The 24338-nt window shown below is 52.7% G+C and carries 23 protein-coding genes and 1 other RNA gene; 12 read left to right on the forward strand and 12 right to left on the reverse strand.

Annotated elements, in window-relative coordinates; translation table 11 throughout:
• Positions 1 to 20: 20 nt before the first annotated feature.
• Complete coding sequence (locus tag K5621_RS12785; protein ID WP_221049416.1) at positions 21 to 725, forward strand: Rha family transcriptional regulator; 705 nt, start codon at positions 21 to 23, stop codon at positions 723 to 725.
• A gap of 41 nt (positions 726 to 766) precedes the next feature.
• Here K5621_RS12785 and K5621_RS12790 read toward each other — a convergent pair whose 3' ends face one another.
• From K5621_RS12790 to K5621_RS12800, 3 genes are all read right to left on the reverse strand, one after another.
• Positions 767 to 1972, reverse strand: coding sequence for a site-specific integrase (locus tag K5621_RS12790; RefSeq protein ID WP_221049417.1), 1206 nt, complete (start codon positions 1970 to 1972; stop codon positions 767 to 769).
• A 107-nt stretch (positions 1973 to 2079) separates the two neighbouring features.
• Positions 2080 to 2176: signal recognition particle sRNA small type (gene ffs, locus K5621_RS12795), an RNA gene on the reverse strand.
• Positions 2177 to 2318: 142 nt separating this feature from the next.
• Positions 2319 to 2627: a ComEA family DNA-binding protein gene (locus K5621_RS12800; RefSeq protein ID WP_100145508.1), complete on the reverse strand. Its 309-nt coding sequence runs from the start codon at positions 2625 to 2627 to the stop codon at positions 2319 to 2321.
• A 372-nt stretch (positions 2628 to 2999) separates the two neighbouring features.
• Between K5621_RS12800 and K5621_RS12805 the strand changes: the two genes are divergently transcribed.
• On the forward strand, positions 3000 to 4394 hold the full coding sequence (locus tag K5621_RS12805; protein ID WP_100145506.1) for a DASS family sodium-coupled anion symporter: 1395 nt from the start codon (positions 3000 to 3002) through the stop codon (positions 4392 to 4394).
• Positions 4395 to 4442: 48 nt separating this feature from the next.
• On the opposite strand, the gene K5621_RS12810 is transcribed toward K5621_RS12805, so the two are convergent.
• The 6 genes from K5621_RS12810 to pspA form a co-directional block, all read right to left on the reverse strand.
• Positions 4443 to 5636: a trans-sulfuration enzyme family protein gene (locus K5621_RS12810; RefSeq protein WP_221049418.1), complete on the reverse strand. Its 1194-nt coding sequence runs from the start codon at positions 5634 to 5636 to the stop codon at positions 4443 to 4445.
• A 129-nt stretch (positions 5637 to 5765) separates the two neighbouring features.
• The gene (locus K5621_RS12815; RefSeq protein ID WP_221049419.1) at positions 5766 to 6899 is read right to left on the reverse strand and encodes a TIGR01620 family protein; all 1134 of its coding nucleotides are present in this window, start codon (positions 6897 to 6899) and stop codon (positions 5766 to 5768) included.
• Positions 6900 to 6902: 3 nt separating this feature from the next.
• Positions 6903 to 8339, reverse strand: a complete 1437-nt coding sequence (locus tag K5621_RS12820; RefSeq protein ID WP_221049420.1) for a YcjX family GTP-binding protein — start codon at positions 8337 to 8339, stop codon at positions 6903 to 6905.
• Positions 8340 to 8393: 54 nt separating this feature from the next.
• Positions 8394 to 8783 (reverse strand): envelope stress response membrane protein PspC, encoded by a 390-nt coding sequence (gene pspC / locus K5621_RS12825; RefSeq protein WP_039033898.1) that lies wholly within the window; start codon positions 8781 to 8783, stop codon positions 8394 to 8396.
• The gene (pspB, locus tag K5621_RS12830) at positions 8776 to 9009 is read right to left on the reverse strand and encodes an envelope stress response membrane protein PspB (RefSeq protein ID WP_025011223.1); all 234 of its coding nucleotides are present in this window, start codon (positions 9007 to 9009) and stop codon (positions 8776 to 8778) included. Before pspB ends, pspC begins: the two co-directional genes overlap by 8 nt.
• A 20-nt stretch (positions 9010 to 9029) precedes the next feature.
• On the reverse strand, positions 9030 to 9713 hold the full coding sequence (pspA, locus tag K5621_RS12835) for a phage shock protein PspA (RefSeq protein WP_039033897.1): 684 nt from the start codon (positions 9711 to 9713) through the stop codon (positions 9030 to 9032).
• 179 nt (positions 9714 to 9892) lie between these two features.
• Between pspA and pspF the strand changes: the two genes are divergently transcribed.
• From pspF to fabV, 7 genes are all read left to right on the forward strand, one after another.
• Positions 9893 to 10975 (forward strand): phage shock protein operon transcriptional activator, encoded by a 1083-nt coding sequence (gene pspF, locus K5621_RS12840; RefSeq protein ID WP_221049421.1) that lies wholly within the window; start codon positions 9893 to 9895, stop codon positions 10973 to 10975.
• Positions 10976 to 11201: 226 nt separating this feature from the next.
• Complete coding sequence (locus tag K5621_RS12845; RefSeq protein WP_245003183.1) at positions 11202 to 12809, forward strand: ABC transporter substrate-binding protein; 1608 nt, start codon at positions 11202 to 11204, stop codon at positions 12807 to 12809.
• Positions 12809 to 13840, forward strand: coding sequence for an ABC transporter permease (locus tag K5621_RS12850; RefSeq protein ID WP_100145810.1), 1032 nt, complete (start codon positions 12809 to 12811; stop codon positions 13838 to 13840). Before K5621_RS12845 ends, K5621_RS12850 begins: the two co-directional genes overlap by 1 nt.
• Complete coding sequence (locus K5621_RS12855; protein WP_100145492.1) at positions 13827 to 14717, forward strand: ABC transporter permease subunit; 891 nt, start codon at positions 13827 to 13829, stop codon at positions 14715 to 14717. The genes K5621_RS12850 and K5621_RS12855 overlap by 14 nt, the downstream gene beginning before the upstream one ends.
• A gap of 2 nt (positions 14718 to 14719) precedes the next feature.
• On the forward strand, positions 14720 to 15727 hold the full coding sequence (locus K5621_RS12860) for a peptide ABC transporter ATP-binding protein (protein WP_100145490.1): 1008 nt from the start codon (positions 14720 to 14722) through the stop codon (positions 15725 to 15727).
• Entirely contained in the window at positions 15708 to 16493 is a 786-nt protein-coding gene (locus K5621_RS12865; protein WP_100145488.1) for a peptide ABC transporter ATP-binding protein, read from the forward strand. Before K5621_RS12860 ends, K5621_RS12865 begins: the two co-directional genes overlap by 20 nt.
• Before the next feature lie 116 nt (positions 16494 to 16609).
• A complete protein-coding gene (fabV, locus tag K5621_RS12870; protein ID WP_221049422.1) occupies positions 16610 to 17812 on the forward strand; it encodes an enoyl-ACP reductase FabV in 1203 nt (400 codons plus the stop codon).
• 164 nt (positions 17813 to 17976) lie between these two features.
• On the opposite strand, the gene cysS is transcribed toward fabV, so the two are convergent.
• Positions 17977 to 19356, reverse strand: a complete 1380-nt coding sequence (gene cysS / locus K5621_RS12875) for a cysteine--tRNA ligase (RefSeq protein ID WP_100145484.1) — start codon at positions 19354 to 19356, stop codon at positions 17977 to 17979.
• Between the two features lie 144 nt (positions 19357 to 19500).
• Here cysS and K5621_RS12880 point away from each other — a divergent pair, with 144 nt between their 5' ends.
• Together K5621_RS12880 and K5621_RS12885 are read left to right on the forward strand one after the other, a co-directional pair.
• Positions 19501 to 19995 (forward strand): peptidylprolyl isomerase, encoded by a 495-nt coding sequence (locus tag K5621_RS12880; protein ID WP_100145482.1) that lies wholly within the window; start codon positions 19501 to 19503, stop codon positions 19993 to 19995.
• 10 nt (positions 19996 to 20005) lie between these two features.
• On the forward strand, positions 20006 to 20743 hold the full coding sequence (locus K5621_RS12885) for a UDP-2,3-diacylglucosamine diphosphatase (protein WP_221049423.1): 738 nt from the start codon (positions 20006 to 20008) through the stop codon (positions 20741 to 20743).
• Positions 20744 to 20896: 153 nt separating this feature from the next.
• Here the strand turns inward: K5621_RS12885 and miaE are convergent, their stop codons facing one another.
• The gene (miaE, locus tag K5621_RS12890) at positions 20897 to 21661 is read right to left on the reverse strand and encodes a tRNA isopentenyl-2-thiomethyl-A-37 hydroxylase MiaE (protein WP_221049424.1); all 765 of its coding nucleotides are present in this window, start codon (positions 21659 to 21661) and stop codon (positions 20897 to 20899) included.
• Between the two features lie 187 nt (positions 21662 to 21848).
• On the opposite strand from miaE, the gene K5621_RS12895 reads away from it, so the two are divergent.
• Positions 21849 to 22445, forward strand: a complete 597-nt coding sequence (locus tag K5621_RS12895; RefSeq protein ID WP_100145476.1) for a Yip1 family protein — start codon at positions 21849 to 21851, stop codon at positions 22443 to 22445.
• 60 nt (positions 22446 to 22505) lie between these two features.
• Here the strand turns inward: K5621_RS12895 and glnS are convergent, their stop codons facing one another.
• Positions 22506 to 24185, reverse strand: a complete 1680-nt coding sequence (gene glnS / locus K5621_RS12900) for a glutamine--tRNA ligase (protein ID WP_221049425.1) — start codon at positions 24183 to 24185, stop codon at positions 22506 to 22508.
• Positions 24186 to 24338 lie beyond the last annotated feature (153 nt).

A 24338-nucleotide genomic window follows, 5' to 3' on the forward strand; every position in this document is an offset into this window, starting at 1 on the left:
CTGCAAAAAGGAGACTGATTATGTCCACACAAGTATCAACCAACAACGTACCAACTATGTCAAGCCGCGAGATTGCCGAGCTGACAGGTAAGACACTTTTCAACATCCACCGCGACATCAAGACCATGTTTGAACAGCTTGGTAAGGATGATTCAGATTTGAAGCATCTCATTGAGCGTGACAATCGTGGCTACATCAAGCAATACAACTTGCCCCGCCGCGAGTGCGAGATTCTGGTCTGTGGCTATGACGTAGTTCGCCGGGCCGCCGTAATCGACCGCTGGCTGGAGCTGGAGACCAAGCAACGCCAATTACCCAACATGACCCCGGCGCAGGTGATTGCCGCTATCGCCCGCCAACAAGCTGACCAAGAGGCCGCTTTGTTAAGCGTGAAGCAGGCCCAGATCGAACAAGGCGAGCGTCTCTCCGAGATTGAGCACAAGTTTGCCTCTCGTGGCTGCAAGCCTGGCTACCTGCTTATCACAGACGCCAAGTGTATGTACGGTCGTAACCTCTCTGCCGCCATGTTCCGCAAGGTGCTGGAGCACTACAAGGTGAACACTGAGGCTATCTACATCCAGACTAAGTATGGAGCTGTCCCAAGTACTCAGGTAGAGGTCAAGAACCTCAAGGAGCTGATGGATAAGTTTTACTCTGAGCTGACCCAAGTAACCCCTTGTCGCTACACACACCCAGCCTTTGGCATCAAGCGGTTCCAAGCATGATTAAAGTCCTTGGATACATCCTTATGACGATGCACCAGCCCTCATTCCCAATCCAGAGCCTCAACCACTCTGAGCAGGTTGTTTACCTCGTACTCCTTCCCGTAGCGGTCGAAGGTAATTGAACCATGGGAATGCCCCAATAACCCGGCGACCAAATCAGAGCTAAACTCCTTGCGCTTCAACTGAGTTGCCACCGCATGGCGTATACCGTGCAAGGTCTCTCGCTCTCCCCAGTCCAGTTTCCTTTTGAAGTTGTGGAACCACTTAGAAACAGCATGGGAGTAACCACGAGCCTCCTGTTTAGGCAACTCAGGGAACAGGCGCTGATGACCTAGGCTTCGCTGTCTCTCAACAAAGTGCAGGAAGCCCAGAGCTATCAGCTTAGGGTGAATGGGGATGGCCCTCTCGCTGCTTGGGGTCTTAATTGATTGGTCTGGGTGATTGGCTCGGATAAGGATGCACGGATGACCATCAATTACCGTGAAATCATCCAGATACAACTGAGCCAACTCCCCGACTCTGGCCCCAGTGTACGCCGCAAGCCGAGGCACCCAGTACCTGTAGGCATACCTTTTAGCGTTACCTATGGGCAGTGCTTGGAATAACTGCTTGATTTGGAATGGAGACAGCGCCTCCCGCTCTTTAGACACCTTCACCTTTGCCGACACACGAATGCTCATTCCTGCCATGGGATTGGGTGTCCCATAGTGAGCTGAGGCCCACTGTAACAAGGCGGTGACCCTAGTCAGATACTTGTTGATTGTCGCGACAGACAAGTCAGTCTTGGCACTGTAGTGCTGCTTATACCTCTGAGCCAGTTCCTTGGTGAACTGGTCAATCCTAAGGTCGCCCAGCAAGGCAATCATGTCTCTGAATGTCTTGCGGTTGACGCTCTCAGTATGTTTCGACCATGCACCACCCAAGACCTTTTCCCGGCTGTATTCATCCGCTATCTGACTCAACTTAGGTAACTGGGGGGATACGGGGGCAATCTCAGGAGGGACTGGAGCCGATACCACAGCACGACCTTGAGAAGACTCCAAGCTGGCTGACGGGGATTGTGTCGCCGATGCTTTGCCTTTAGCCAAGGCATGCAGAGCCTTGAGCACATCCCAAGATCTCAGGACAGCCTCGCGCTTGTCTTTAGTGGCAAGTGTCTTGCGGAGTTCACGTTTCCCTATAGCATCTCTACGGTCTTCAGGAACGACTACACGGGCATACCAAATACCATGCCGGGATCGATACAAATAAGGAGCTGGATTAGAGGCTTTAGCTAGACTCAAAGTGGACCACCTTGTGGACCCCTTAGGTACTTCCAGCGCTAACCATTTGAAAAGGTTTGGAATTGGAGGTTCCCCCAGAGCCACACCCCGGCACATGAGTCACTTGCTACGGTTGCTCCCTTCCGGGCCTGGCCGGGTTCACAAGTTATCATTGCGGGGGGACCCTGGGGTCACCACAGATTTGCAGCCTTACTGCAACGCCGGGGATTATCCATCATGGTTCCGCTGGGATCAAGGGGAATTACCTCAGCTTCCCCTCAATAATGGCCAATTGACCATAAGATAAACAAAAACTTGCTTATCTTTATTTTCAAAGCACCAACAGATGCTTATTCTGCTCGACCAGTTTGGCGCCGATACCCGTGACCTGGGTCAACTCATCAATGGATTTGAATTTGCCTTGGCTGCTGCGATATTCAACAATCGCTTTGGCCTTGGCCTCACCTATCCCTTTCAGTAACTGCAGCTCAGATTCCGAAGCGGTATTAATGTTGATTTTATGAACCTGTGCTTGGCTGGCTTGCGGCGTTTGTGGGGTTTTGTCTTTAGTGGGCTCTCCGGCGTATAGGGGAGAACTCAGAGAGGCTGCGAGTAGCAAAGCATAGAATGGTGTTTTCATATAAGACTCCTTGTCATTGGTTAAGGCCGGTATTCCCTGGCCTTAAAGAAATGTAGTCCAGCGCACGAATATTGCCAAATTATTACAATCAGACACCAAGACAATAACCAAATGTGACACACATCACCGTTTTAAACTTTCATTCTCTTTCAGTAATATAAAGAGCAAGCCTCAATGTTAACCGTTTGAAACAAAAAAACACATCAACGAGATCACGCTTGAGTGATCGCCCTCTCAATTTTCCAGCTTTCGTGATATGGTTCCAATACAAGCGTGATGTACCAGGTAGTTAAGTTACCCAAAAAAGCCCTTTGATAAATGTGAGCCATGCCATAAATTGCTTGCCATAATAACAAGACGAGGAAGTTGAAAATGTCTTTAGAACAAACGGAAAGCTTACCCCCTTCGCAGACAGAGAAGAGCACCCAACAACGTAACATGTTGATCTTGGTGGCAGATATTCTGCTGCTTTTTGTACTGCACAACTTTTTACCCTTTGAACCCGGAGTGAATACCGGCCTGTCTATTTTGGTATTTGCCGCAGTGCTCTGGCTTACCGAAGCCATTCACCTGAGTATCACAGCGATACTCATTCCGGTTTTGGCAGTCACTTTTGGTGTGTTTGAAACCAAAGCTGCCATGAGCAACTTTGCTAACCCAATTATCTATTTGTTTTTTGGTGGCTTTGTCTTGGCCGCTGCCCTGCACCATCAAAAAATCGATACCCTTATCGCCCAAAAAGTATTACTGGCCTCCAAAGGCAAACTCAGCATCGCCTGTATGATGCTGTTCGGGGTAACCGCATTGCTGTCTATGTGGATCAGCAACACGGCCACAGCGGCCATGATGTTGCCTCTGGCACTGGGGATCTTGCAGCAACTGGATAAAGAGAGCCAGCACAACACCTATGTCTTTATGCTGCTGGGTATCGCTTATTCAGCCAACATTGGTGGCATAGGTACTCTGGTGGGCAGTCCGCCAAACGCCATTGCCGCTGCCCAGGCCGGCTTGAGCTTCAGCGACTGGCTGGAGTTTGGCCTCTTGACCGTGGCTTTGATGTTGCCAACCATGCTTATCGCCCTGTATCTGTATTTCAAACCGGATCTTTCGGTGGAATGTAAGCTGGATATCGAAGATCAAAAACTGAATTTCCAAGGAAAACTGACTCTGTTTATCTTCCTGGCCACAGTTTGCTGCTGGATCTTCAGTAAGCCCCTGTCAGAGGCGCTCGGTGGTATCAGCCAGTTTGACACCATAGTCGCGCTTTCTGCAGTGGTTTTGCTGGCAGGGCTTGGCTTGGTTGGCTGGAAGAAGATAGAAAAAACCACCGATTGGGGGGTACTGATACTGTTCGGCGGTGGTCTGACTCTGAGCGCCGTACTGAAAGCCACGGGTACCAGCGTCTTCATGGCCCACTGGATGACGGACATCTTCGGCAGTACCCATATGTCGTTGTTCGTGTTCGCAGTCATTTTCTTTGTGGTGATGCTGACCGAGTTTGCCAGTAACACCGCCAGTGCCGCCCTGCTGGTACCTGTGTTTGCCGCTATCGCCGAAGCATTGGGGCTATCGCCCGTAATGCTGTCGGTGCTCATAGGTATTTCGGCATCCTGCGCCTTTATGCTGCCGGTGGCCACACCACCCAATGCCATTGTCTATGGTTCCGGTTATATCAAACAATCTGAAATGATGCGCGTAGGCTTAATCATCAACGTCATCAGTATGTTGGTGCTCTATATCATAGCCCACACCTTCTGGGGCATTTGATTCTCGCAAGCCCGAAAAACAAGGCGAGCCATGCTCGCCTTGTCTCTTTTAACTGATCACTGTCAGTGCTTGCTCCAGATCGGCTATCAGGTCATCCACATCCTCGAGCCCGGCCGATATTCGCAGCAAGCTGTCACTAATGCCGGCTTTAAGACGCGCCTCTTGGGTATAGGGTGAATGGGTCATGGACGCCGGGTGCTGAATAAGCGACTCACAATCCCCCAGACTCACAGCAATTTTGAACAGTGCCAGTCGATTGACAAAGGCCATGGACTGCTCCAAATCAGCCTTAAGCTCAAACGCCAACACCCCACCGGCCCTGCGCATCTGCGAGCCGATAAACTGATGGCCCGGATGGGAAACCAACCCGGGATAATGTACCTTGGCCACGGCTTGATGGGATTCGAGATACTGCGCCAGGCGCTCGGCGTTATCACAATGACGTTCGAGTCGCACCGAGAGGGTTTTCAGGCCTCGCAAAATCAACCAGGCATCGAAAGGCGATAGCACGGCGCCAATATCTTTTAGCTGTTGTTGCTTGATGGCCGTTATCGCCGCCTGTGAGCCACAGATGATACCGGCAATAACATCGCCGTGGCCATTGAGATACTTGGTGGCGCTGTGAACCACAAGATCGATTCCCAACTGCAGAGGCTGTTGCAACAGCGGGGTCATAAAGGTGTTGTCCACTATGCTGGTCAGTTGATGGCGCTTGGCGATAGCAGCTATGGCACGGATATCATATACGGCCAGATGCGGATTCACCGGGGTTTCGCAAAAAATCACCCGAGTGTTGGGACGAATAGCCGCCTCGACCGCCGCGAGATCGGCAAAATCCACCAGAGAAACTTCAATACCGAAGCGGGCAAACTGCTCTGTCATCAATGAAAAAGTGCAACCATAGACGGCCGAGGAAGCCAACAGATGGTCGCCACAGCTCAAGTATGCCAGCAAGGCCGCCGATACCGCGCCCATGCCGGACGCGGCAGCAGCAGCGGCTTCAGCGCCTTCAAGCAGCGCCAGACGCCGCTCAAGCTCGGCAACCGTCGGGTTACCCAAGCGGGTATAGATATAGCCCTCTTCTTCACCGGCAAAGCGGCGACCACCGCTTTGGGCGGTATCAAAACAGAAGGTGGCACTCTGATATAAAGGCGACACCAATGCCCCGGAAGGCTCGCCCGAGTGGCCGCCATGAATAGCCAGTGTGGCTGAGTGCAGTGCTTTTGGCTGCTTGTGTTGCATGCTTAACTCCCCATGTCAGTCCGACCATCCCTTATATTGTTATTCGGCTTCTCGCCCGGGATGATTCAGTTGTCCTGGCACCAACATACTGAGTCAGCAAGACTTGCCCAAATCGGCAAGCAAAAATCATTACTCCTTGGTTGTAAAATCTTTGTTACATTCGGATTTCCTCACCAGCACTGAGGCGGAAAAATCCTTCAGTTCCAACAGGAGTTCTTTGTGGATCCGCGACAGTTTGGGCTTGCTGGCACTGGAAAATGCCAGCGGCCGACAAAGCGCCATCGCCTGATAGCCAAGTCTCGCCGTCAACAAACCGCCCCCCAGTCCCTGACCGAGCCGCGCCGAAAGCTTGCCGGACATCTCTACCGACAGCAATTGGGTACCCAAGTCGGTGGCAAGCTCTGTGGTGCCGGCATAGAGAATATTAACCAGGATCCCGCGGATCAGCCGAATACGGCTCCAATAACCCAGCTCTACCCCATAACAGCGGGCGATATCCTGGATCATCTTCTGATTACGCCAGAGGATCAGCGCCATATCCAGTACCGCCAGCGGGCTGGCCGCCAGCAATAGGGCCGATTCGGCCGCATAACGGCGCACCAGCTTCATGCCAACCTTGTCGCGCTCGGTCAGCACTACCTGATCAAACAGCTGCAACTGCTCGGCATCATTCTGCTCCGGATTCAGCAGCGACTGCAGCCTGTCCTGCTCCGGCCCCTTGGGCATCTGCTTGCAAATACCATAGATAAAATCGCGCGCTTCGCCCATCTGCATACTGCCGAGCAGGCGTTGCCCGGTTTGCTGGGTATCTTCCACCTGGCGCAGGCGTTTGAGTTTGCGCCATTCCCCGAAACAAAGCTTGCCTACCCAGGCCAGCACCAAGGCGAGCACCAGGCTGTAAAAACCAAACAGCCAAGGGCTGTCGCGCCAGGCATCGACAAGACCGAGCAGTGTCTGCACCACGACCGCCGCCATCACGCCCAACAGGGCCAAACGCGCCAACCAAGACCAGCGTTTGGGCTTGAGGGAGATGAGTTCATCCGCCTTGGGCTCTGCACTCAGCACTTGTTCCAGTTCGGCTTCTGTGGGGTATTCAACAAAACCATCGCCTTGGAAATCCTTGGCCGCGGCCAATTCGGCGGCGGATTCCGGCTGATGACTGAAAATTCTTTGCGGCGCCAACTCTGTGGTTTGCGCCTCATCAGCGTGACTGCCGTTGCCGGCAGCATTATCAACACGCTTTTCTGAACTGTGTTTTGCCACGACTTACCTCAACTTGTCGCCCAAAAGAAACTCCAGCAGGTGATCGAGCCGGATATGTTCATAGCCTTGTTCCGGTTGGCTGTCTGGCGGCGCAAACTCACAGAAATGAAATCCCTGCCTTTGCCAGAACGCTTTCTCAGGCAAGGCTCTGGGCACCTCACCCGGATACAGGGTCACCTTCTGACCATCGCTCATGCGCCGGCCACAAACCACTTCCACCTCCACGCCATCGGCATCTTTGACCATACCGTGACGAGTCGCCTTGATGGCGCTGATAGCCATGGTTTCCACCCGACTGCCGGCAAATCCGGCCTGCTGCCGACTGGGTGCCAACATGGCGCTGAGCAGTGACAACACATTGCCCTGCTGATCCCGGGTCACCTGATCGACTTTACTGGCGGCAAACAGCAGAGTATCTATTCGGGGAGCAAACAAACGTCGCAGCAAATTGGACTGCCCATACTGGAAGCTGGCGCTGATGGCATTGAGAGCTTCGGCCATATCTTCAAACTGCGCCTTGCCGCGATTAAGGGCGCTGAAGCAATCCACCAGAATTAACTGACGGTCGAAACCGGCAAAATATTCCTGATAGAAGGGCTTAACCACTTTGGCCAGATATTGCTGATATCTGTGCCTGAGCACCTGATAATTGCTGCGACGTCCAGCCGATGCCAGTTGCTGCTTGTCTTTGAGTTGCTCGGGTAACAGGGGGAAAAAGGCCAAAATTGGCGTACCGGCCAGCTCTCCGGGAAGCAACATTCGCCCCGGCTGGGCTTGATAAAATCCCTGTTGTTGCACCAGATCCAGCAGCAGTAACCGATAACTTTCGGCAATGGCGGCCAGCGCCTGATCGTCGGCATCGGCGTACAAATCCAGCGTCGCCAGCGCCGCAGCAAATTTAGGGTAAAGAGGCGAGGATTCCAGGGTTGATTGCCAGGCAAAGCGGGTTTCAGACCAGCGGTTAAAGTCCTGGCTCAACATGGGCAAATCCAGCAACCACTCCCCGGGATAATCGACTATGTCCAGATGCAGCTTGGCGCTGTCGGCCAATTTTGCCAACATCCCTTTGGTAGGCACATATTTGAGCGTCAGCCGCAGCTCACTGATGCTGCGGGTCGATGCCGGCCAACTGGGCCTGGCCGCGGTCAAACTGGCAATCGCCGCATCAAAATCAAAACTGGCTATGGTCAAATCCGGCTGCAGCTCCCGCCTTACCCCGAGTAACCGTCCGTCGCGGCACACCTGAAATAGGGGTAAGCCCCTGCCATCAGGCTCGGTGCCAGCGCGCAACAGTCTATCCACCAGCGCGGTAATGAAGGCCGTCTTGCCGGCGCCGGAAAGGCCGGTAACCGCCAACCTAAGATGCCTGTCTGTGGTGCGCTGTGCCAACTCACGAGTTTTGTGTTTGAGTTTGCCGAACTCTTGCCTGACGCTTGCCATAATTCTCCTGATACAAACAAACGGGGCGGTAAGCACCGCCCCTTGAACAAGGATTTATAGGTTGTTGAACTGTCTTTTCAACTCGAATTGCTCAGAGGTGACATGTTGTTCGAGTGCCCTGAGCCTATGCTCCAGCGATTGAAAGCGATTGCTTACATCTCTGAGCGCTTGCCCGGCGGGCTCCCCGGCTTGCCAGACCTTTTTCTTGACCCCAATGTCCTTATGGGTGTCTTTGGCTGTCCAAGGTTTGACATCCAGTATCATCCACAGCACCAGATAGGTGATAATCACCATTCCATAGCCACCGAGTAAAAGGATTGAAACCGTAGCGACCCGAACCAACCAAGGTTCCAGATTAAAGTACTCGGCTACCCCGGCACAGACCCCGGCTATCTTCCTTTGCTGGGGAATGCGGTAAAGAGTACGCTTGCCTGATTCAGTCATGACGTTGCCTCCATTCCGGGGACTCGGCATCCAGGATGGCTTCCAGTGTTTCAATCCTTTGGCCCATCTTGTCAGCTGTGTCTATCAAGTCGTTAAGCTGTTTGAACTCTGCCTCGGTAAGCCCCTGGCTCACCTGACGTTTACTGCGGTAATGCAGAATCAACCAGATTGGCGCCACAAAGATCATGAAGATAATCAGGGGTGCCAGCAGTAAGTCCATATCCATAAATCACCTCTGAGTCTGTATTATTTTTTGGTTTTGGCGCTATCGCCCTTCACCTTGGCCTTCAAGGCTTCCAGCTCGGCGCTGACAGAATCTTCGGCCTTGAGTGCCGCAAATTCCTCTTCCAGACTGGACTTCTTGCCACCCAGATCATAGGACTCAACTTCAGCCTCCAGCCCTTCGATGCGACGCTCATACTGTTCAAACTTGAGCATGGCATTGTCGATTTTGCTGGAATCCAGCTGCTTTTTCACTTCCAGGCGTGAAGAAGCGGTTTGCTTGCGCATTATGATGGTCTTCTGGCGAGCCTTGGCATCGGCCAGCTTTTCCTGCAGTTGACCCACTTCCTCTTTCAGGCGGGCGATATGCTCTTCAACTACCTCGAGCTCTTGCTCCAAAGTTTGCGCCAGCGCTGCGGCTTTTTGCTTTTCAACCAACGCGGCCTTGGCCAGATCTTCCCTGTCTTTGGTCAGTGCCAGCTCGGCCTTTTCCTGCCAATCCTGCACCTGAAGCTGCACTTTGCCAATACGGCGGAGCAACTCTTTCTTCTCTGCCAATACTTTAGCCGAAGTAGAACGTACTTCAACCAGGGTATCTTCCATTTCCTGAATGATCAGGCGCACCATTTTTTCCGGATCTTCCGCCTTGTCCAGCAAGGCACTGATGTTGGCATTAATGATGTCGGCAAAACGTGTGAAAATTCCCATAATCCTGTCCTCTACATTTATTGTGGGTCTCGGTTCTTGTAATACAGATCCCGTGCCAACTTTTAATTTATCAACATTATCAATGATATAATATAAAACTTAACTTTTACTTTATTTATTTAACCTACCCGCATATTATGATTTTCACCAATTATTAGCGTTTAAGACTAACTGTTATCGTGGCCAATCCCTATCAACAAGACAACCTTATCGGTCAATCCAATGCCCTGTTGGAGGTGTTGGAGCACGTTTCCCAAATCGCACCTCTGTCCAAACCTGTGCTTATCATAGGCGAGCGGGGGACGGGTAAAGAGCTGATAGCCGAACGTCTGCACTATCTTTCCCAGCGCTGGGATCAGAGTTTTATCAAACTCAATTGTTCCTCTCTGAGTGAAAATCTACTGGAAAGTGAACTGTTTGGCCATGAGTCCGGCGCATTTACCGGCGCCAAGGGGCGTCATGAAGGCCGCTTCGAGCGCGCCGACGGCGGCACCCTGTTTCTCGATGAACTGGCCAATACGTCCGGCCTCATTCAGGAGAAGCTGCTGCGGGTCATTGAATATGGCGAATATGAAAGGGTGGGCGGCAGCAAGACCCTCAATGCCGATGTCCGCCTAATCTGCGCCGCCAATGAAGACTTACCCAGTCTGGCGGAAGCCGGCGAGTTTCGAGCCGATCTGCTCGACCGTTTGGCGTTCGATGTGATCACCCTGCCGCCGCTGCGCTGCCGCCGGGAAGATATTCTGCCATTGGCCGAATACTTTGCCGTGGGGATGGCGCGTCAGCTCAAGCTGGAGCTGTTTACCGGTTTTGCCGCCGCAGCCGTGGCGACCATGATGGATCACAACTGGCCGGGTAATATTCGGGAGCTTAAAAACGCCATAGAGCGCAGCGTCTATCGCCATGGTCATAACCCAGAACCGATTGAGAACATAGTGCTCGACCCTTTTGCCTCGCCCTACAGGCCCACCAAGCGGGTCAAGACTCATAGTCGCCAGTTGGCGACTGCTGAAGAAGTTGACAATCAAGTCCTTGCCGGCAGTGCCGCCGCGCCGACAAACGATAGTCCGGAACCTTCGGCAAACCAGATACAGTTCCCGGTGGACTTCAAACAGTGCTGTGAGGACTTCGAGACCGACCTGATTCAACGTGCACTCAGTGCCAGCCAGTTCAATCAAAAGAAAACCGCCGAACTACTGGGACTTAGCTACCATCAACTCAGAGGCATACTGAAAAAATACAATTTGCTCGATAAGGCATAAGCCGATTGCCCAGGTAACGGCTGCACTGCTAAAATGTTCGGTCAACATCTGAATAACTAACGATTTTGCAATGAATCTGCTGACGTTACGCCCCGGGCGAGTCTCTGATGCAATGGCGCAAGTCTCCAGGAGCAAGCTCTACGGAAGCCTTGCCACTGGGCGTTTATTCCGCTCATGCCGGCGCCTGACGCTGACCGGAAGCATACTGACCGGCCTGGCTCTGACAATGCTGCTTGGCGGCTGTGGTCAACAGAAAGTGCCGTCCGGCCTGGTATACTGCTCCGAGGGCAATCCCGAGTCGTTTAACCCGCAGCTGGTGACCTCGGGAACCACTATCGATGCCACCTCGCACCAGATTTACAGTCGTCTGGTGGATTATGATCCCGAGAGCGGCGATATCATCCCGGCACTGGCAACCGAGTGGCAAATAAGTGAAGACGGCCTCAGTTATGAGTTTGAGCTACGCCAAGGCACCCAGTTTCACGATCTGCCCTACTTTCACCCCAGTCGGCATTTCAATGCGGATGATGTGCTGTTCAGCTTCAATCGCATCATAGACAAACAGCACCCTTTCCATGAGGTAGCTCAGGATGGTTATCCCTTCTTCCAAAGCATAGGTTTTGCCGGGCTGATAAAATCCATCAGTAAACTGAGCGAATACCGAGTCAGGTTTGAACTCACCCAGCCCGATGCCTCATTCCTGTCCAACCTGGCCACCGACTTTGCGGTGATCCTCTCCAAAGAGTATGCCGATCAGCTTCTCGCCAAAGGCAGCCCACAACAGTTAGACAACCAGCCGGTAGGTACAGGCCCCTTTATGCTGGTGCAATACGTTAAGAATGAATATATCCGCTATCGGCGCCACCCCGGTTACTGGGGCAATATGCCGCAGTCTGAAATGCTGGTGTTCGATATCACACCGCGAAGCACCACCCGTCTGGCCAAGCTGATCACCGGTGATTGCAGCGTCTCGGCCTTGCCCAAGGCCGGTGAGTTACCGGTTATTGAACAGCATGACAACCTGGTTTTGGAGAGCCGCCCGGGAATGAACGTGGCCTATTGGGCCTTCAACACCCAAAAACCGCCGTTTAATGATGTCAGGGTCAGACGGGCGCTGGCCTACGCCATCGACAAACAAAATCTGCTCAGAGCGGTTTATCAGGATACGGCCATCGAGGCAACGGGGATTTTACCCCCCTCCTCCTGGGCCTATTCCGACTCGGCCAAGAGCTATGAATATGCCCCTGATAAAGCCAGGACACTGCTGGATGAAGCCGGTATAGGTAAATTGGAACTGGATATCTGGGCTATGCCCGTAGCACGAATATACAACCCCAATGCGCTGAAGACCGCCGAGCTGATCCAGGCCGATTTGGCGACCATAGGTGTCAAGGTCAATATCGTCAACTACGATTGGAGTGTGTTCACCCAAAAACTGGCGCGCAGCGACTATGACTCTGTGCTTATCGGCTGGAACGCCGACAACAGCGATCCGGACAACTTCTTCACCCCCTTGCTCAGTTGTGGTTCCATCGCCTCCAACAACAACCGTTCCCGCTGGTGTAACCCCAAGTTTGACGCCCTGCTCAACCAAGCCAGAAGCGTGACCGACAGAGAAAGCCGCAGTTTGCTGTACCACCAGGCCGAGGCAATTCTGGCACAAGATATGCCGTTGGTGAGTCTGGCCCATGCCAAACGTATGGCGCTGAAAAATGCCAGCGTGACCGAAACCAGCCTGACGCCTTTCGGCGGCATCGCCTTTGCCAACATAGGCCACAGCAATAAAGCGGCTGTTGTTGATGCCCCAACGCCACCCGCCAAGGAGCAAGAATGATGGCTGCTTACCTATTGCGCAGACTCAACCTCTTTGTCGCCACCTCTTTGTTGCTGATTGGTGTGCTCTTCTATGCCACCAGTTTGTTTCCGGTCGACCGTATCTACGCCCTGACCGGGATCCAGGCACCGAGTGATGCCCAAGAGGCGCAAATCATTGCCGATTATCATCTCGATGGCGGCTCTTTGGCCCAGTTTATGGGTTATTTGACCCAGAGGCTCAGCGGCGATCTGGGTATTTCGGTAACCTCTCAAAAACCGGTAATGGAAGAGCTGCTGGCAGTATTGCCGGCGTCTTTCGAACTGGCCACTGTATCCGGTTTGTTCGCCATCATTCTAGGGGTACCGCTGGGGGTGCTGGCCTCGTTGAGTAAGCAAAAGCTGACCCAAAACGCCATTATGGCCATGACACTGACAGGATATTCAATTCCGGTATTCTGGCTCGGGCTGTCACTGTCTCTCTGGTTCGGCGTCAGGCTGGGTTGGCTGCCGATATCCGGGCAGATAAACCTGCTCTATGAAATCAAGCCTGTGACCGGCTTTATGCTGATAGATACCCTGCTGTCAGATTCACAATATCGCTTATCTGCCTTTAAGGATGCCGCTCTGCATATCATTCTACCGGCGCTGACACTTTCTATACTGCCCTTTACCGTGGTAGTTCGCATTACCCGCTCGGCGATGATGAATGTGATGAACCAGACCTATATCCGCGCCGCCGAGGCCAGAGGCTTGCCAACCAGCAAAATTGTATTGCGTCATGCCTTGCCCAACGCCTTGATCCCCTTGCTCAAACACTTGGGATTAATGTTGGGGCCCTTTGCCAGCTATGGCATAGTGGTGGAAGTGATCTTCAGCTGGCCAGGTCTGGGGTCCTGGCTGGTATCTGGCATCTACCAACGGGATTACACTGTGATCCAGGGCGGTACGCTGGCGGTGGCGCTGCTGATTATCTTTCTGAGCATACTGATTGAAGTGCTGCACACGGCCAGCAACCCTATCAGCAGGAAGGAACTCTATGCCTCAAATTAAAACTTACCAGGAAGACAACATCCCGTCTCCCAGCCTCAAGCTTTGGCGTACCTTTGCCGCCAACCCCTTTGCGCTTGCCGGGCTTTGGGGGGTACTCTGCCTGCTATTGCTGACGCTGTTCGGGCCGATGATTGCCCCTTATCCAACCAATTTCCAGGATCCGAATGCCCTACTATTGCCCCCTTCTTGGGACGACCTCGGCACGGTTGAGCACTTTCTCGGCACTGATGATCTTGGCCGGGATATTTTTTCCCGCCTATTGCATGGTGCACGCTATACCTTCGGCATGGCACTGGCGATTGTCGCCACCGCGCTCTTGGTCGGTTTTATTATCGGTTCAATCTCAGGGATGATGCGCGGCCTCAAGTCGAGTATCCTCGGGCACCTGCTCGATGCCTTACTGTCGATTCCATCACTCTTGATGGCCATCTTGGTGGTGGCGGTAATGGGCCCCGGGCTGATGAACGTATTCTGGGCCGTGGGTATCGCACTCACGCCTCAGTTTGTGCGCGCCATACATCAGGCCGTGCATGAAGAGTTGCAGAAAGAATATGTCACCGCCGCCAAGTTGGATGGCGCCAATGGTCTGCAAATATTCTGGTTTGTGATTATGCCTAATGTCTGGGAAACTGTGATTATTCAAACCACGCTGGCAATATCTGCGGCCATTTTGGATATTGCCGCATTGGGATTTCTCAATCTCGGCGCTCAGGCGCCCAAATCTGAATGGGGCGCCATGGTTTTTCAGGGGCTGGATAACCTGCTGACCGCCCCCTGGACTGTGACTATTCCGGGAGCCGCTATCCTACTGAGTGTGTTGGCCGTCAACCTGGTCGGCGATGGACTGAGATCGGCGCTTGCGCCCATCAGAAACTGATTATGCCGTTACTCGATATACGAAATCTCACCATAGAGTTAGACACGCCCCAAGGGCGAGTCAAGGCGTTGGAAAAAGTTAGCCTGACTGTCAATGCCGGTGAAATCCATGGTCTGGTCGGTGAATCCGGCTCGGGCCGTTCTCTTATGGCGCGGGCCATTCTCGGAATTCCCGGCCCCAACTGGACTGTCACCGCCGATCGCATGATGTGGGATGGCCGTAACCTGATGGAAATGACCCATGCAGAACGCCGTAGTCTGATGGGCTCTGATATGTCGATGATATTTCAGGACCCCTCCGGCAGTTTCGACCCGGCGCTGACCGTGGGCAGTCAGTTGATCGAAGCCATGCCGCTAAACAAGCAAGTCCCGTTCTGGCGCCGCAGTAAAGAACGACGTCTTACAGCACAAAAATGGTTGCACAAGGTGGGCGTCAAAGAGCCGCGGCGTGTACTGGCCAGCTATGCTTGGGAGCTCTCCGAAGGCGAATGCCAAAAAGTGATGATCGCCATGGCACTGGCCAACCGTCCCAAGCTGCTGATCGCCGATGAACCCACGGCTTCGATGGAACCCAGCACCCAGGCGCAGATATTCCGCCTATTGACCCAGCTCAATCAGCTGCAGAACGTCGCCATCTTGCTGATCAGTCACGAGCTGGACACACTGTCGAACTGGTGTAACCGGCTGACGGTGCTCTACAGCGGTCAGGTGATGGAGTCCGGCCCCACCACTGAATTGCTTGAACAGCCTTATCATCCCTATACCAAGGCGATGCTGGACAACATGCCGGACTATTCTAATCCGGCCGCCCACAAAACATTGATGCCGACCCTTCCGGGCTCGGTGCCGGCGCTGCAACATCTGCCGATAGGCTGTCGCCTGGGGCCTCGCTGCCCGGAAGCCCGTAAACAATGTGTGGTGCAACCGCAGCTGAGCCATCATAAAGACAGATATTACGCCTGCCATTTCCCCTACCAGAGTGAGCCTATTGATGACGACTCCCTTGCTTAAAGTCACAGACCTGAGCAAACGCTATTTCAGCGGTTACAAGGGCTTTCGCCGCCAATATACAGAGGCCTTGGCGCCCATCTCGTTTGAGCTTAACAGCGGTGAAACGCTGGCCATTGCCGGTGAAGCCGGTTCGGGCAAGAGCACTCTGGCCCGTATTTTGGTCGGTGCCGAATGCCGCAGCGGCGGGCAAATACTGTTCAATGGCGAGCCACTCGACAGCCATGATCTGAAACAGCGCTGCAGACTTATCCGGATGATATTCCAGGATCCCAACACCTCACTCAACCCAAGGCTGACCATAGGGGAGCTGCTCAATGAGCCGCTGAGGTTCAATACCCGGCTGTCGGCCCATGCCCGCAGCGAGCAGGTGGTTGAGACTTTGCGTAAAGTGGGCTTGCTGCCGGAACATGTGGAGTTTTACCCCCATATGATTTCCGAAGGACAGAAGCAGCGGGTAGCTGTGGCTCGGGCCTTAATGCTCAACCCGAGGATCATTATCGCCGATGAAGCCCTGACAGCCCTGGATCTCTCGGTGCGAGCCCAGATCCTCAACCTACTGCTCAAGCTGCAAAAAGAGATGGGACTTTCCTATATATTTGTGTCCCACAATCTCAATGTTATTCGTCATGTCAGCGACAAGATCATGGTGCTACACAAGGGGGTGATGGTGGAAAAGGCCGCCACCGAGACCCTGTTTAATGATCCGCAACATGAATACACCCAAAGGTTGCTGCAAGAGCAGGCACAATTGACCCGCAAGCGTTGAGAATGAGTCAAACTGCTCCAACCACTACCCTGTTGGCAGGCTTTTTGAAAAAATCAGTACCAATTCAAGTTGAAATACTTATCCTAATGACAGTTTTCGGAAGAAGAAGCTAAGACATGATTATTAAACCTAAAATTCGTGGTTTCATTTGTACCACTACTCATCCTCTGGGCTGTGAAGCCAACGTGCTGGAACAGATCAACACCACCAAAGCCAAAGGCAAGATAGCCAACGGCCCCAAGAAAGTACTGGTGGTAGGTTCTTCCAGTGGTTATGGTCTCTCCTCCCGTATTGCCGCCGCCTTTGGTTCCGACGCTGCCACTATCGGGGTCTTTTTTGAAAAGCCCGGCACAGAGACCAAACCAGGCACAGCCGGTTGGTACAACTCGGCGGCGTTTGACAAGTTTGCCAAGGCTGAAGGCCTGTATTCCAAGAGCATCAACTGTGATGCCTTCAGCCATGAAGCCAAAGCCAAGGTGATTGAGCTGATCAAGGCCGATCTGGGCCAGATAGACATGATAGTTTATTCACTGGCCTCACCCGTGCGTAAACTGCCTGACAGCGGCGAAGTGATCCGCTCTGCCCTCAAGCCTATCGGCGAGTCATATCGCTCTACAGCGGTAGACACCAACAAAGACACCATCATTGAAGCCTCGGTTGAACCGGCGACAGAGCAGGAAATCAACGACACTGTGACTGTGATGGGTGGTCAGGATTGGGAACTGTGGGTAGATGCCCTCGACAAGGCAGGTGTGCTGGCCGATGGCTGCAAGACAGTTGCTTACAGCTATATAGGTACAGAGCTGACCTGGCCTATCTACTGGCATGGTGCTCTGGGTAAAGCCAAGATGGATCTCGACCGCGCCGCCGGCGAACTGAACCAAAGACTGGCCGCCAAGGGTGGCAGTGCCAATGTCGCCGTACTTAAGAGTGTGATCACTCAGGCCAGCTCGGCTATTCCGGTAATGCCACTGTATATCGCCATGGTATTCAAGAAGATGCGCGAAGAAGGCCTGCATGAAGGCTGCATGGAACAGATTTACCGTATGTTCAGCGAGCGCCTTTACAAGGCAGATGGCAGTAAACCAGAAGTAGATGATGCCAACCGCCTGCGCCTGGACGATTGGGAGCTGAGAGAAGATATCCAGCAGCATTGCCGCGATCTCTGGCCACAAATCACCACAGAAAACCTCAGTGAGCTGACCGACTACCGAGAGTACAAGGCCGAATTCCTCAAGCTGTTTGGCTTTGGTATCGAAGGCATAGACTACGAAGCCGATGTCAATCCAGCCGTCGAATTTGATGTGATTGAGCTCTAAGCAAGCTTTGCCGAACACCGAGTGCTGCTGCATCCAAGCCGCAGCATTTAAACCTGGCGTTCAAAGCATTGACTCAATAAAAACGCCGCTTAATCGCGGCGTTTTTATTGGTATTTAACTCCCAGAGCAACGCGTCATATGTTAAACCGTGCTCTGTTGCAGAATTACTTCTTGCGCCAACTGGTACCCTGTGGACCATCTTCCAGCACCACACCCAGCTCATTCAATCTGTCGCGAGCAACGTCAGCCGCCGCCCAATCCTTCTCGGCGCGGGCACGGTTACGCTCGGCAATAAGCGCTTCGATCTCAGCCACCTCATCATCGCTGCCCTCACCTTTGAAGAAGGCTTCAGGTGTAGAGCTGACAATTCCCAAAACATCGGCCAGTTGTTTCAGTGACACGCCAAGGGCCGAGGCGGCCGCCATATCCACGCCCTTGAGGCGGTTGATTTCACGCACCATCTCAAACAGCACAGAGTAGGCTTCGGGAGTATTGAAGTCATCATCCATCGCCGCCTTGAAGCGCTCAACATACTCTTCGGCAGGCGCGGCTGTAACACTCAGGTCAAGGTCTTTGAGCGCTGTGTAAATTCGCTCAAGCGCGGCTCTGGCCTGTTTGAGGTTGTCTTCCGAATAGTTCAGTTGACTGCGGTAGTGGCCGGACAACAGGAAGTAGCGCACTGTTTCGGCATCATAATGCGCCAACACATCGCGAATGGTGAAGAAGTTACCCAGCGACTTGGACATCTTCTCTTTGTCGACCATCACCATGCCGGTATGCATCCAGTAGTTCACATAAGGCGTGTCATGGGCGCAGCAAGACTGGGCGATTTCATTTTCATGATGCGGGAACTGCAGATCGCTGCCGCCGCCATGGATATCGAAATGCAATCCCAGGTGTTTGCTGTTCATGGCAGAGCACTCAATGTGCCAACCGGGGCGACCCGGGCCCCAAGGTGAATCCCAAGTCGGTTCGCCAGGCTTGGACATCTTCCACAGCACAAAGTCCATGGGATCGCGCTTGTGCTCGTCCACCTCGACCCGGGCACCGGCCTGCAACTGCTCCAGGTTCTGCCCGGAAAGTTTGCCGTATTCAGGGAAAGAAGCGACGCTGAACAGCACATCGCCATCATCGGCCACATAGGCGTGACCACGGGCAATCAGCGCCTCCACCATTTCGATAATCTCGGCAATATGCAGAGTCGCCCTTGGCTCCATATCGGGGCGCAGCATGTTCAGGGCATCAAAGTCTTGGTGCATCTGGCCGATGAGACGCTCGGTAAGGCTATCGCAGCTCTCGCCATTTTCATTGGCGCGCTTGATGATTTTGTCATCCACGTCAGTGATATTGCGCAGGAAGTTAACCTGGTAACCTGCGTAACGCAGGTAGCGTACTATCATGTCAAAGGAAACAAAGGTCCGGCCATGACCGATATGACACAAGTCGTATATGGTGACACCACACACATACATACCCACTTTACCTGGGTTAATCGGTTTAAATTCCTCTTTTTGGCGGCTCAGACTGTTGTATATCTTCAACATCGACTTTCTCTTCAACAATATAGGATTAGTGGGTAAAACGAATCTGGCAGTTTAGCATTGCCACAAGCTCTTGAATACTGCCCTTTATAGCCGGAGTCGGATAAGTTAGAATCCGCCAACAAAATTTATCCTGAGGATCTAATCATGATTACATTGCACACCAACCACGGCGACATCAAACTGGCGCTGGATAGTGAAAAAGCCCCTCTGACTGTGGCGAACTTCATCAAGTACGCCCAGGAAGGCTTCTATGATGGCACTATCTTCCACCGCGTTATCGATGGCTTTATGGTTCAGGGTGGCGGCTTTACCGAGCAGATGTCACAGAAACCTACCAATGCCCCTGTGCGTAACGAAGCCAACAATGGCCTGTCAAACAAGACAGGTACCATAGCCATGGCCCGCACCTCTGATCCTCACTCCGCCACCGCGCAGTTCTTTATCAACGTCAACGACAACACCTTCCTGGATTTCAAAAACGAGTCAATCCAAGGCTGGGGTTACTGTGTATTCGGTGAAGTGGTAGAAGGTATGGACGTGGTTAATGCCATCAAAGGCGTAAGCACTGGCAACCGCGGCATGCACCAGGATGTGCCTCTGGAAGCCGTGATCATCGAGAAAGTGACCATAGCTGACTGATAACTTCTGAATGCGCACTCTCTTTATCGGCGATCTGCACCTCAGTGCCGATCGCCAAGATATCCTCAACGCCTTCTATCACTTCCTCGATACCGGTCTTGAACAGGTCGACGCTCTCTATATTTTGGGGGATCTGTTTGAGGTTTGGGTCAGTGATGATCTGGCCGAGCCCTTTGCCCTGGCGCTGGCCGAGCGTCTCTATGAAGTCAGCCGCAGCCTGCCGGTGTACTTTATCCACGGCAACCGCGACTTTATGTTGGGGAAAGAATACGCCGCCAAAGCGGGGATAACCTTACTGCCTGAGGTGTATCGACTGGATCTCTATGGCCACAAGACAGTGCTGCTGCATGGCGACAGCCTCTGCACTCTGGACAAGGCCTACCAGCGTTTTCGGCGGTTTCGCAATATGGCATTGCCCCGCTGGATATATCGCCATCTGCCGAAAAAGACCCGCAGCAATATTGCCGCCAAGCTCAGGCAAAACAGCCAGATGCAGAATCAGCTGAAAAGCATTGAGATAATGGATGTTGAGCCGAGTGCGGTTGATGAACTGTTTGCCAGTACGGACGCCGAGTTGATGATCCACGGTCACACCCATAGACCGGATATCCATCAATTAGCGGGAAATAAGCAGCGCTTGGTGGTGGGAGACTGGTATGAGCAGGGAAGTGTCTTGAGTATCAGCGCCGATAACATAGCACTGACTAGCCTGCCTTTCATAGAGAAAAGCCCGCAGACCCGGCTTTAACGGAGCTTATTCGGTTCGGGTTTTATCTGTTTGGCTGTGTCGGCCCGTATTGAATCTGACCAGCCCTGATAACCGATAAAACCCTCCCAATCCAGCAGTTGCCGACCCTGTCGGCATCTGCATTTACCTAGTATTGGCGCAACATCGAGTAGCTTAAAGCGGCGCGCCGCTGTGAAACCTGAATTCATCATCCGGCGCTAGAATAAGCTCGGCTTCCACCTTGGCAAAATAAGCCACTCTGGCGCTGATATCCTCGCCGGCAATCGCCTCGGCCAATGAAAGATAATCCTGATAGTGGCGCGCTTCAGAACGCAGCAGTGAAATATAGAAACGTTTAAGCTCATCATCGAGCCAAGGCGCCAACTTGGCAAAACGTTCACAGGAGCGAGCCTCGATAAAGGCGCCCACTATGAGTTTATCTATCAGAGTCGCAGGCTCATGGGTGCGAACATGCTTCATCATCCCCTTGGCATAACGACCGGCGCGGATGTTGCTGTATGGGATATTGCGCGCCAACATCAGTTCCAGCACCTGTTCAAAGTGATGGAACTCCTCTTTGATAAGGCGGATCATCTTGGCGATAAGTTCAGGGCCATGGGGGAACCCCGCCCTGGGAGTCAACTCACCAATCAACTCGTTCTTCTTCACCTCTCTGGCCAGAAAGGCCGCCATATCCCTGTCGTTTCGATAAACAAACTCTTCGTAGGGCTTGGCCCAGGTTAGCAACTGCTCGCCACTTTGCTTGTCCACCGCATACTTGCGGACCAAAAACATCGCCGTCTGCGCCGCCTTAAGCTCACAATTACAGTGATCTATCAGCAATTCGGCCAGTCTATGCTCCTCTTTGGCAGCTGCTATCCAGCTGTCAGGGGTTTCACAGGCCAGGAATTCTTTTACAGGGGCGAGTAACTGCTGCATTGAGGTCAAGCTTCCACAAGAGTTTTCAAGGCCGCCAAGTCTACCAGCAAGCCAATGCTATGCCCACAACCTCTCGGAGCGCAAACTTGACGCCCCGCTGTTTTTGTTCAATAAATAAACGCAGAGCGGTAAAACGCTCGTCTGCAGTTTGGCGAGCAAAAGTCAAAGCGGAATAAGGATAATTATAATGGTATTGAATCACTTAATGGGATTGTATACCCATCCTAAACAGGAATGGCAAACCATAGAACAAAACCATGAGGCATTAAAAAGTTGTCTCAGTCACCTGCTACTCATTGCGCTCATCCCTTCTATCTGCAGTTATATCGCCGCTGTGCATATCGGCTGGAATCCTGGTGCCGGCGAACCCTTGTTTCTAACAGCTCAAAGCGGTTTCATCATGTGCGCCGGCATGTATTGCGGCCTGGTTTTCGGTGTGTTCGCCCTCGCCTACCTGGCCTATTGGATGGGACAAACTTTTGATGCCCATCCGGACTTTACCCAGTGCCTGGAACTGGCTTCCTACACTGCCACCCCACTGTTTATGGTGGGACTGGCGGCGCTCTATCCAGAGCTTTGGTTTATTATGGTGATAGGCCTGATAGGTCTTAGCTACTCGGTATACCTGCTGTATACCGGGGTCCCTATCATAATGAACATTCCCGAGGAAAAAGGCTTTATCTATGCCAGCTCTGTGGTGACTGCAGGTTTAGTACTCCTGGTCGCTCTGATGGCCGGCAGCGTGATCCTCTGGAGCATGGGACTCGGCCCAATACTGCAATAGTAGTGGCTGACATGGAAAAGGCGCTCAATGAGCGCCTTTTCTATCTGTATCCTCGAAGCATTAAGCGAATGAATCTCTTAATGCCACAGTGCGGTTAAATACCAGCTTATCTGGGCTTGAGTCCTTGCTGTCAGCGCAGAAGTAACCTTCACGCTCAAACTGATAAGCCTTCTCGGCCTCAGCTTGTACCAGACCAGCTTCAACCAGACCATGCTTAACCACCAAAGATTCCGGGTTCAGCACTTCGTCCACAGTTTCTGCCGCGGCCGGATTGGCATCGACAAACAGGCGATCATAGAGACGGAACTCGGCAGGCACAGCGCTGGTGGCTTCGACCCAGTGAATCACGCCCTTGACCTTACGGCCATCGGCAGGGTTTTTACCCAGAGTCTCCGGGTCATAACTGCAGTAAATGGTGGTGACTTTTCCGTCTGCGTCCTTGTCACAACGCTCGGCTTTGATCACATAGGCATTGCGCAGACGCACCTCTTTGCCCATCACCAGACGCTTGTAGTGCTTGTTAGCTTCTTCACGGAAGTCGGCCGCATCGATATAAAGTTCACGGCCAAAGGCCAGCTCACGATTACCCAGCTTACCCAGCTCTTCCTTATTGGGATGCACCGGCGCACTGACATGCTCCAACTGCCCTTCAGGATAGTTCTCAATGATCACCTTAACCGGGTCAATAACCGCCATGGCTCTCGGGGCATTGTCGTTGAGCTCTTCGCGAATGCAGGCTTCGAGCATACCCACTTCCACCAGGTTATCCTGTTTGGTCACGCCGATGCGATCACAGAACTCTCGGATGGAGGCCGGGGTGTAACCGCGGCGGCGCAGACCGGCGATAGTCGGCATGCGAGGATCATCCCAGCCATTGACCAACTGACGTACCACCAGCTCGTTGAGCTTACGCTTGGACATCAGGGTATATTCCAGATTCAGGCGTGAAAACTCATACTGACGGGTACGGTTGGGGATCTTGAAATCATCCAGATTATCCAGTACCCAGTCATAGAGGCGACGGTTATCCTGGAACTCCAGCGTACAAAGGCTGTGAGTGATATTTTCCAGCGCATCAGAGATACAATGGGTAAAGTCGTACATGGGATAGATGCACCACTTATCACCCGTCTGATGGTGATGAGCGAACTTGATCCGGTAGATCACCGGGTCGCGCATACACATGAAAGGTGATGCCATGTCTATCTTGGCCCGCAGTGAACACTCGCCTTCTTTAAACTCACCGGCGCGCATCTTTTCAAACAGCGCCAGGTTTTCTTCAACGCTGGTATCACGATAAGGGCTATTCTTGCCGGGCTCTTTCAGAGTGCCACGATACTCGCGTGTCTGCTCGCCATTGAGAAAACACACGTAAGCCAGACCTTTTTTGATCAACTCAACGGCATAACCGTAGAGGCTATCAAAGTAGTCTGACGAGTAATGAATATCACCGGCCCACTGGAAGCCCAGCCATTGCACGTCCGCTTTAATGGAATTTACATAGTCAATGTTTTCTTTTTCCGGGTTGGTATCGTCAAAGCGCAGGTTGCACTGGCCCTGGTAGTCCCTGGCAATACCGAAATTCAAGCAGATAGACTTGGCGTGGCCTATGTGCAGGAAGCCATTAGGCTCCGGTGGGAAACGGGTGTGCACATTGGTGTGCTTACCGCTCGCCAAATCTTCATCTATGATATTGCGAATGAAGTTACTTGGACGTACTTCGGTGTCCACATGACTCATGAAATTCCTCTTTGCGAACAATGGCTGTCTAACGAAAAGAGGCATGATCCTACAGATCATGCCCGGTTACAATCCTTCTAGAATAAAAACTGCGGCGCACTTCGTCAAACCCGGCGCCATGATCAAAAAAGCAGCCACAAGAGCTGCTTTTTT

This window comes from Shewanella carassii (assembly GCF_019670705.1).
GTDB classification, from domain to species: domain Bacteria; phylum Pseudomonadota; class Gammaproteobacteria; order Enterobacterales; family Shewanellaceae; genus Shewanella; species Shewanella carassii.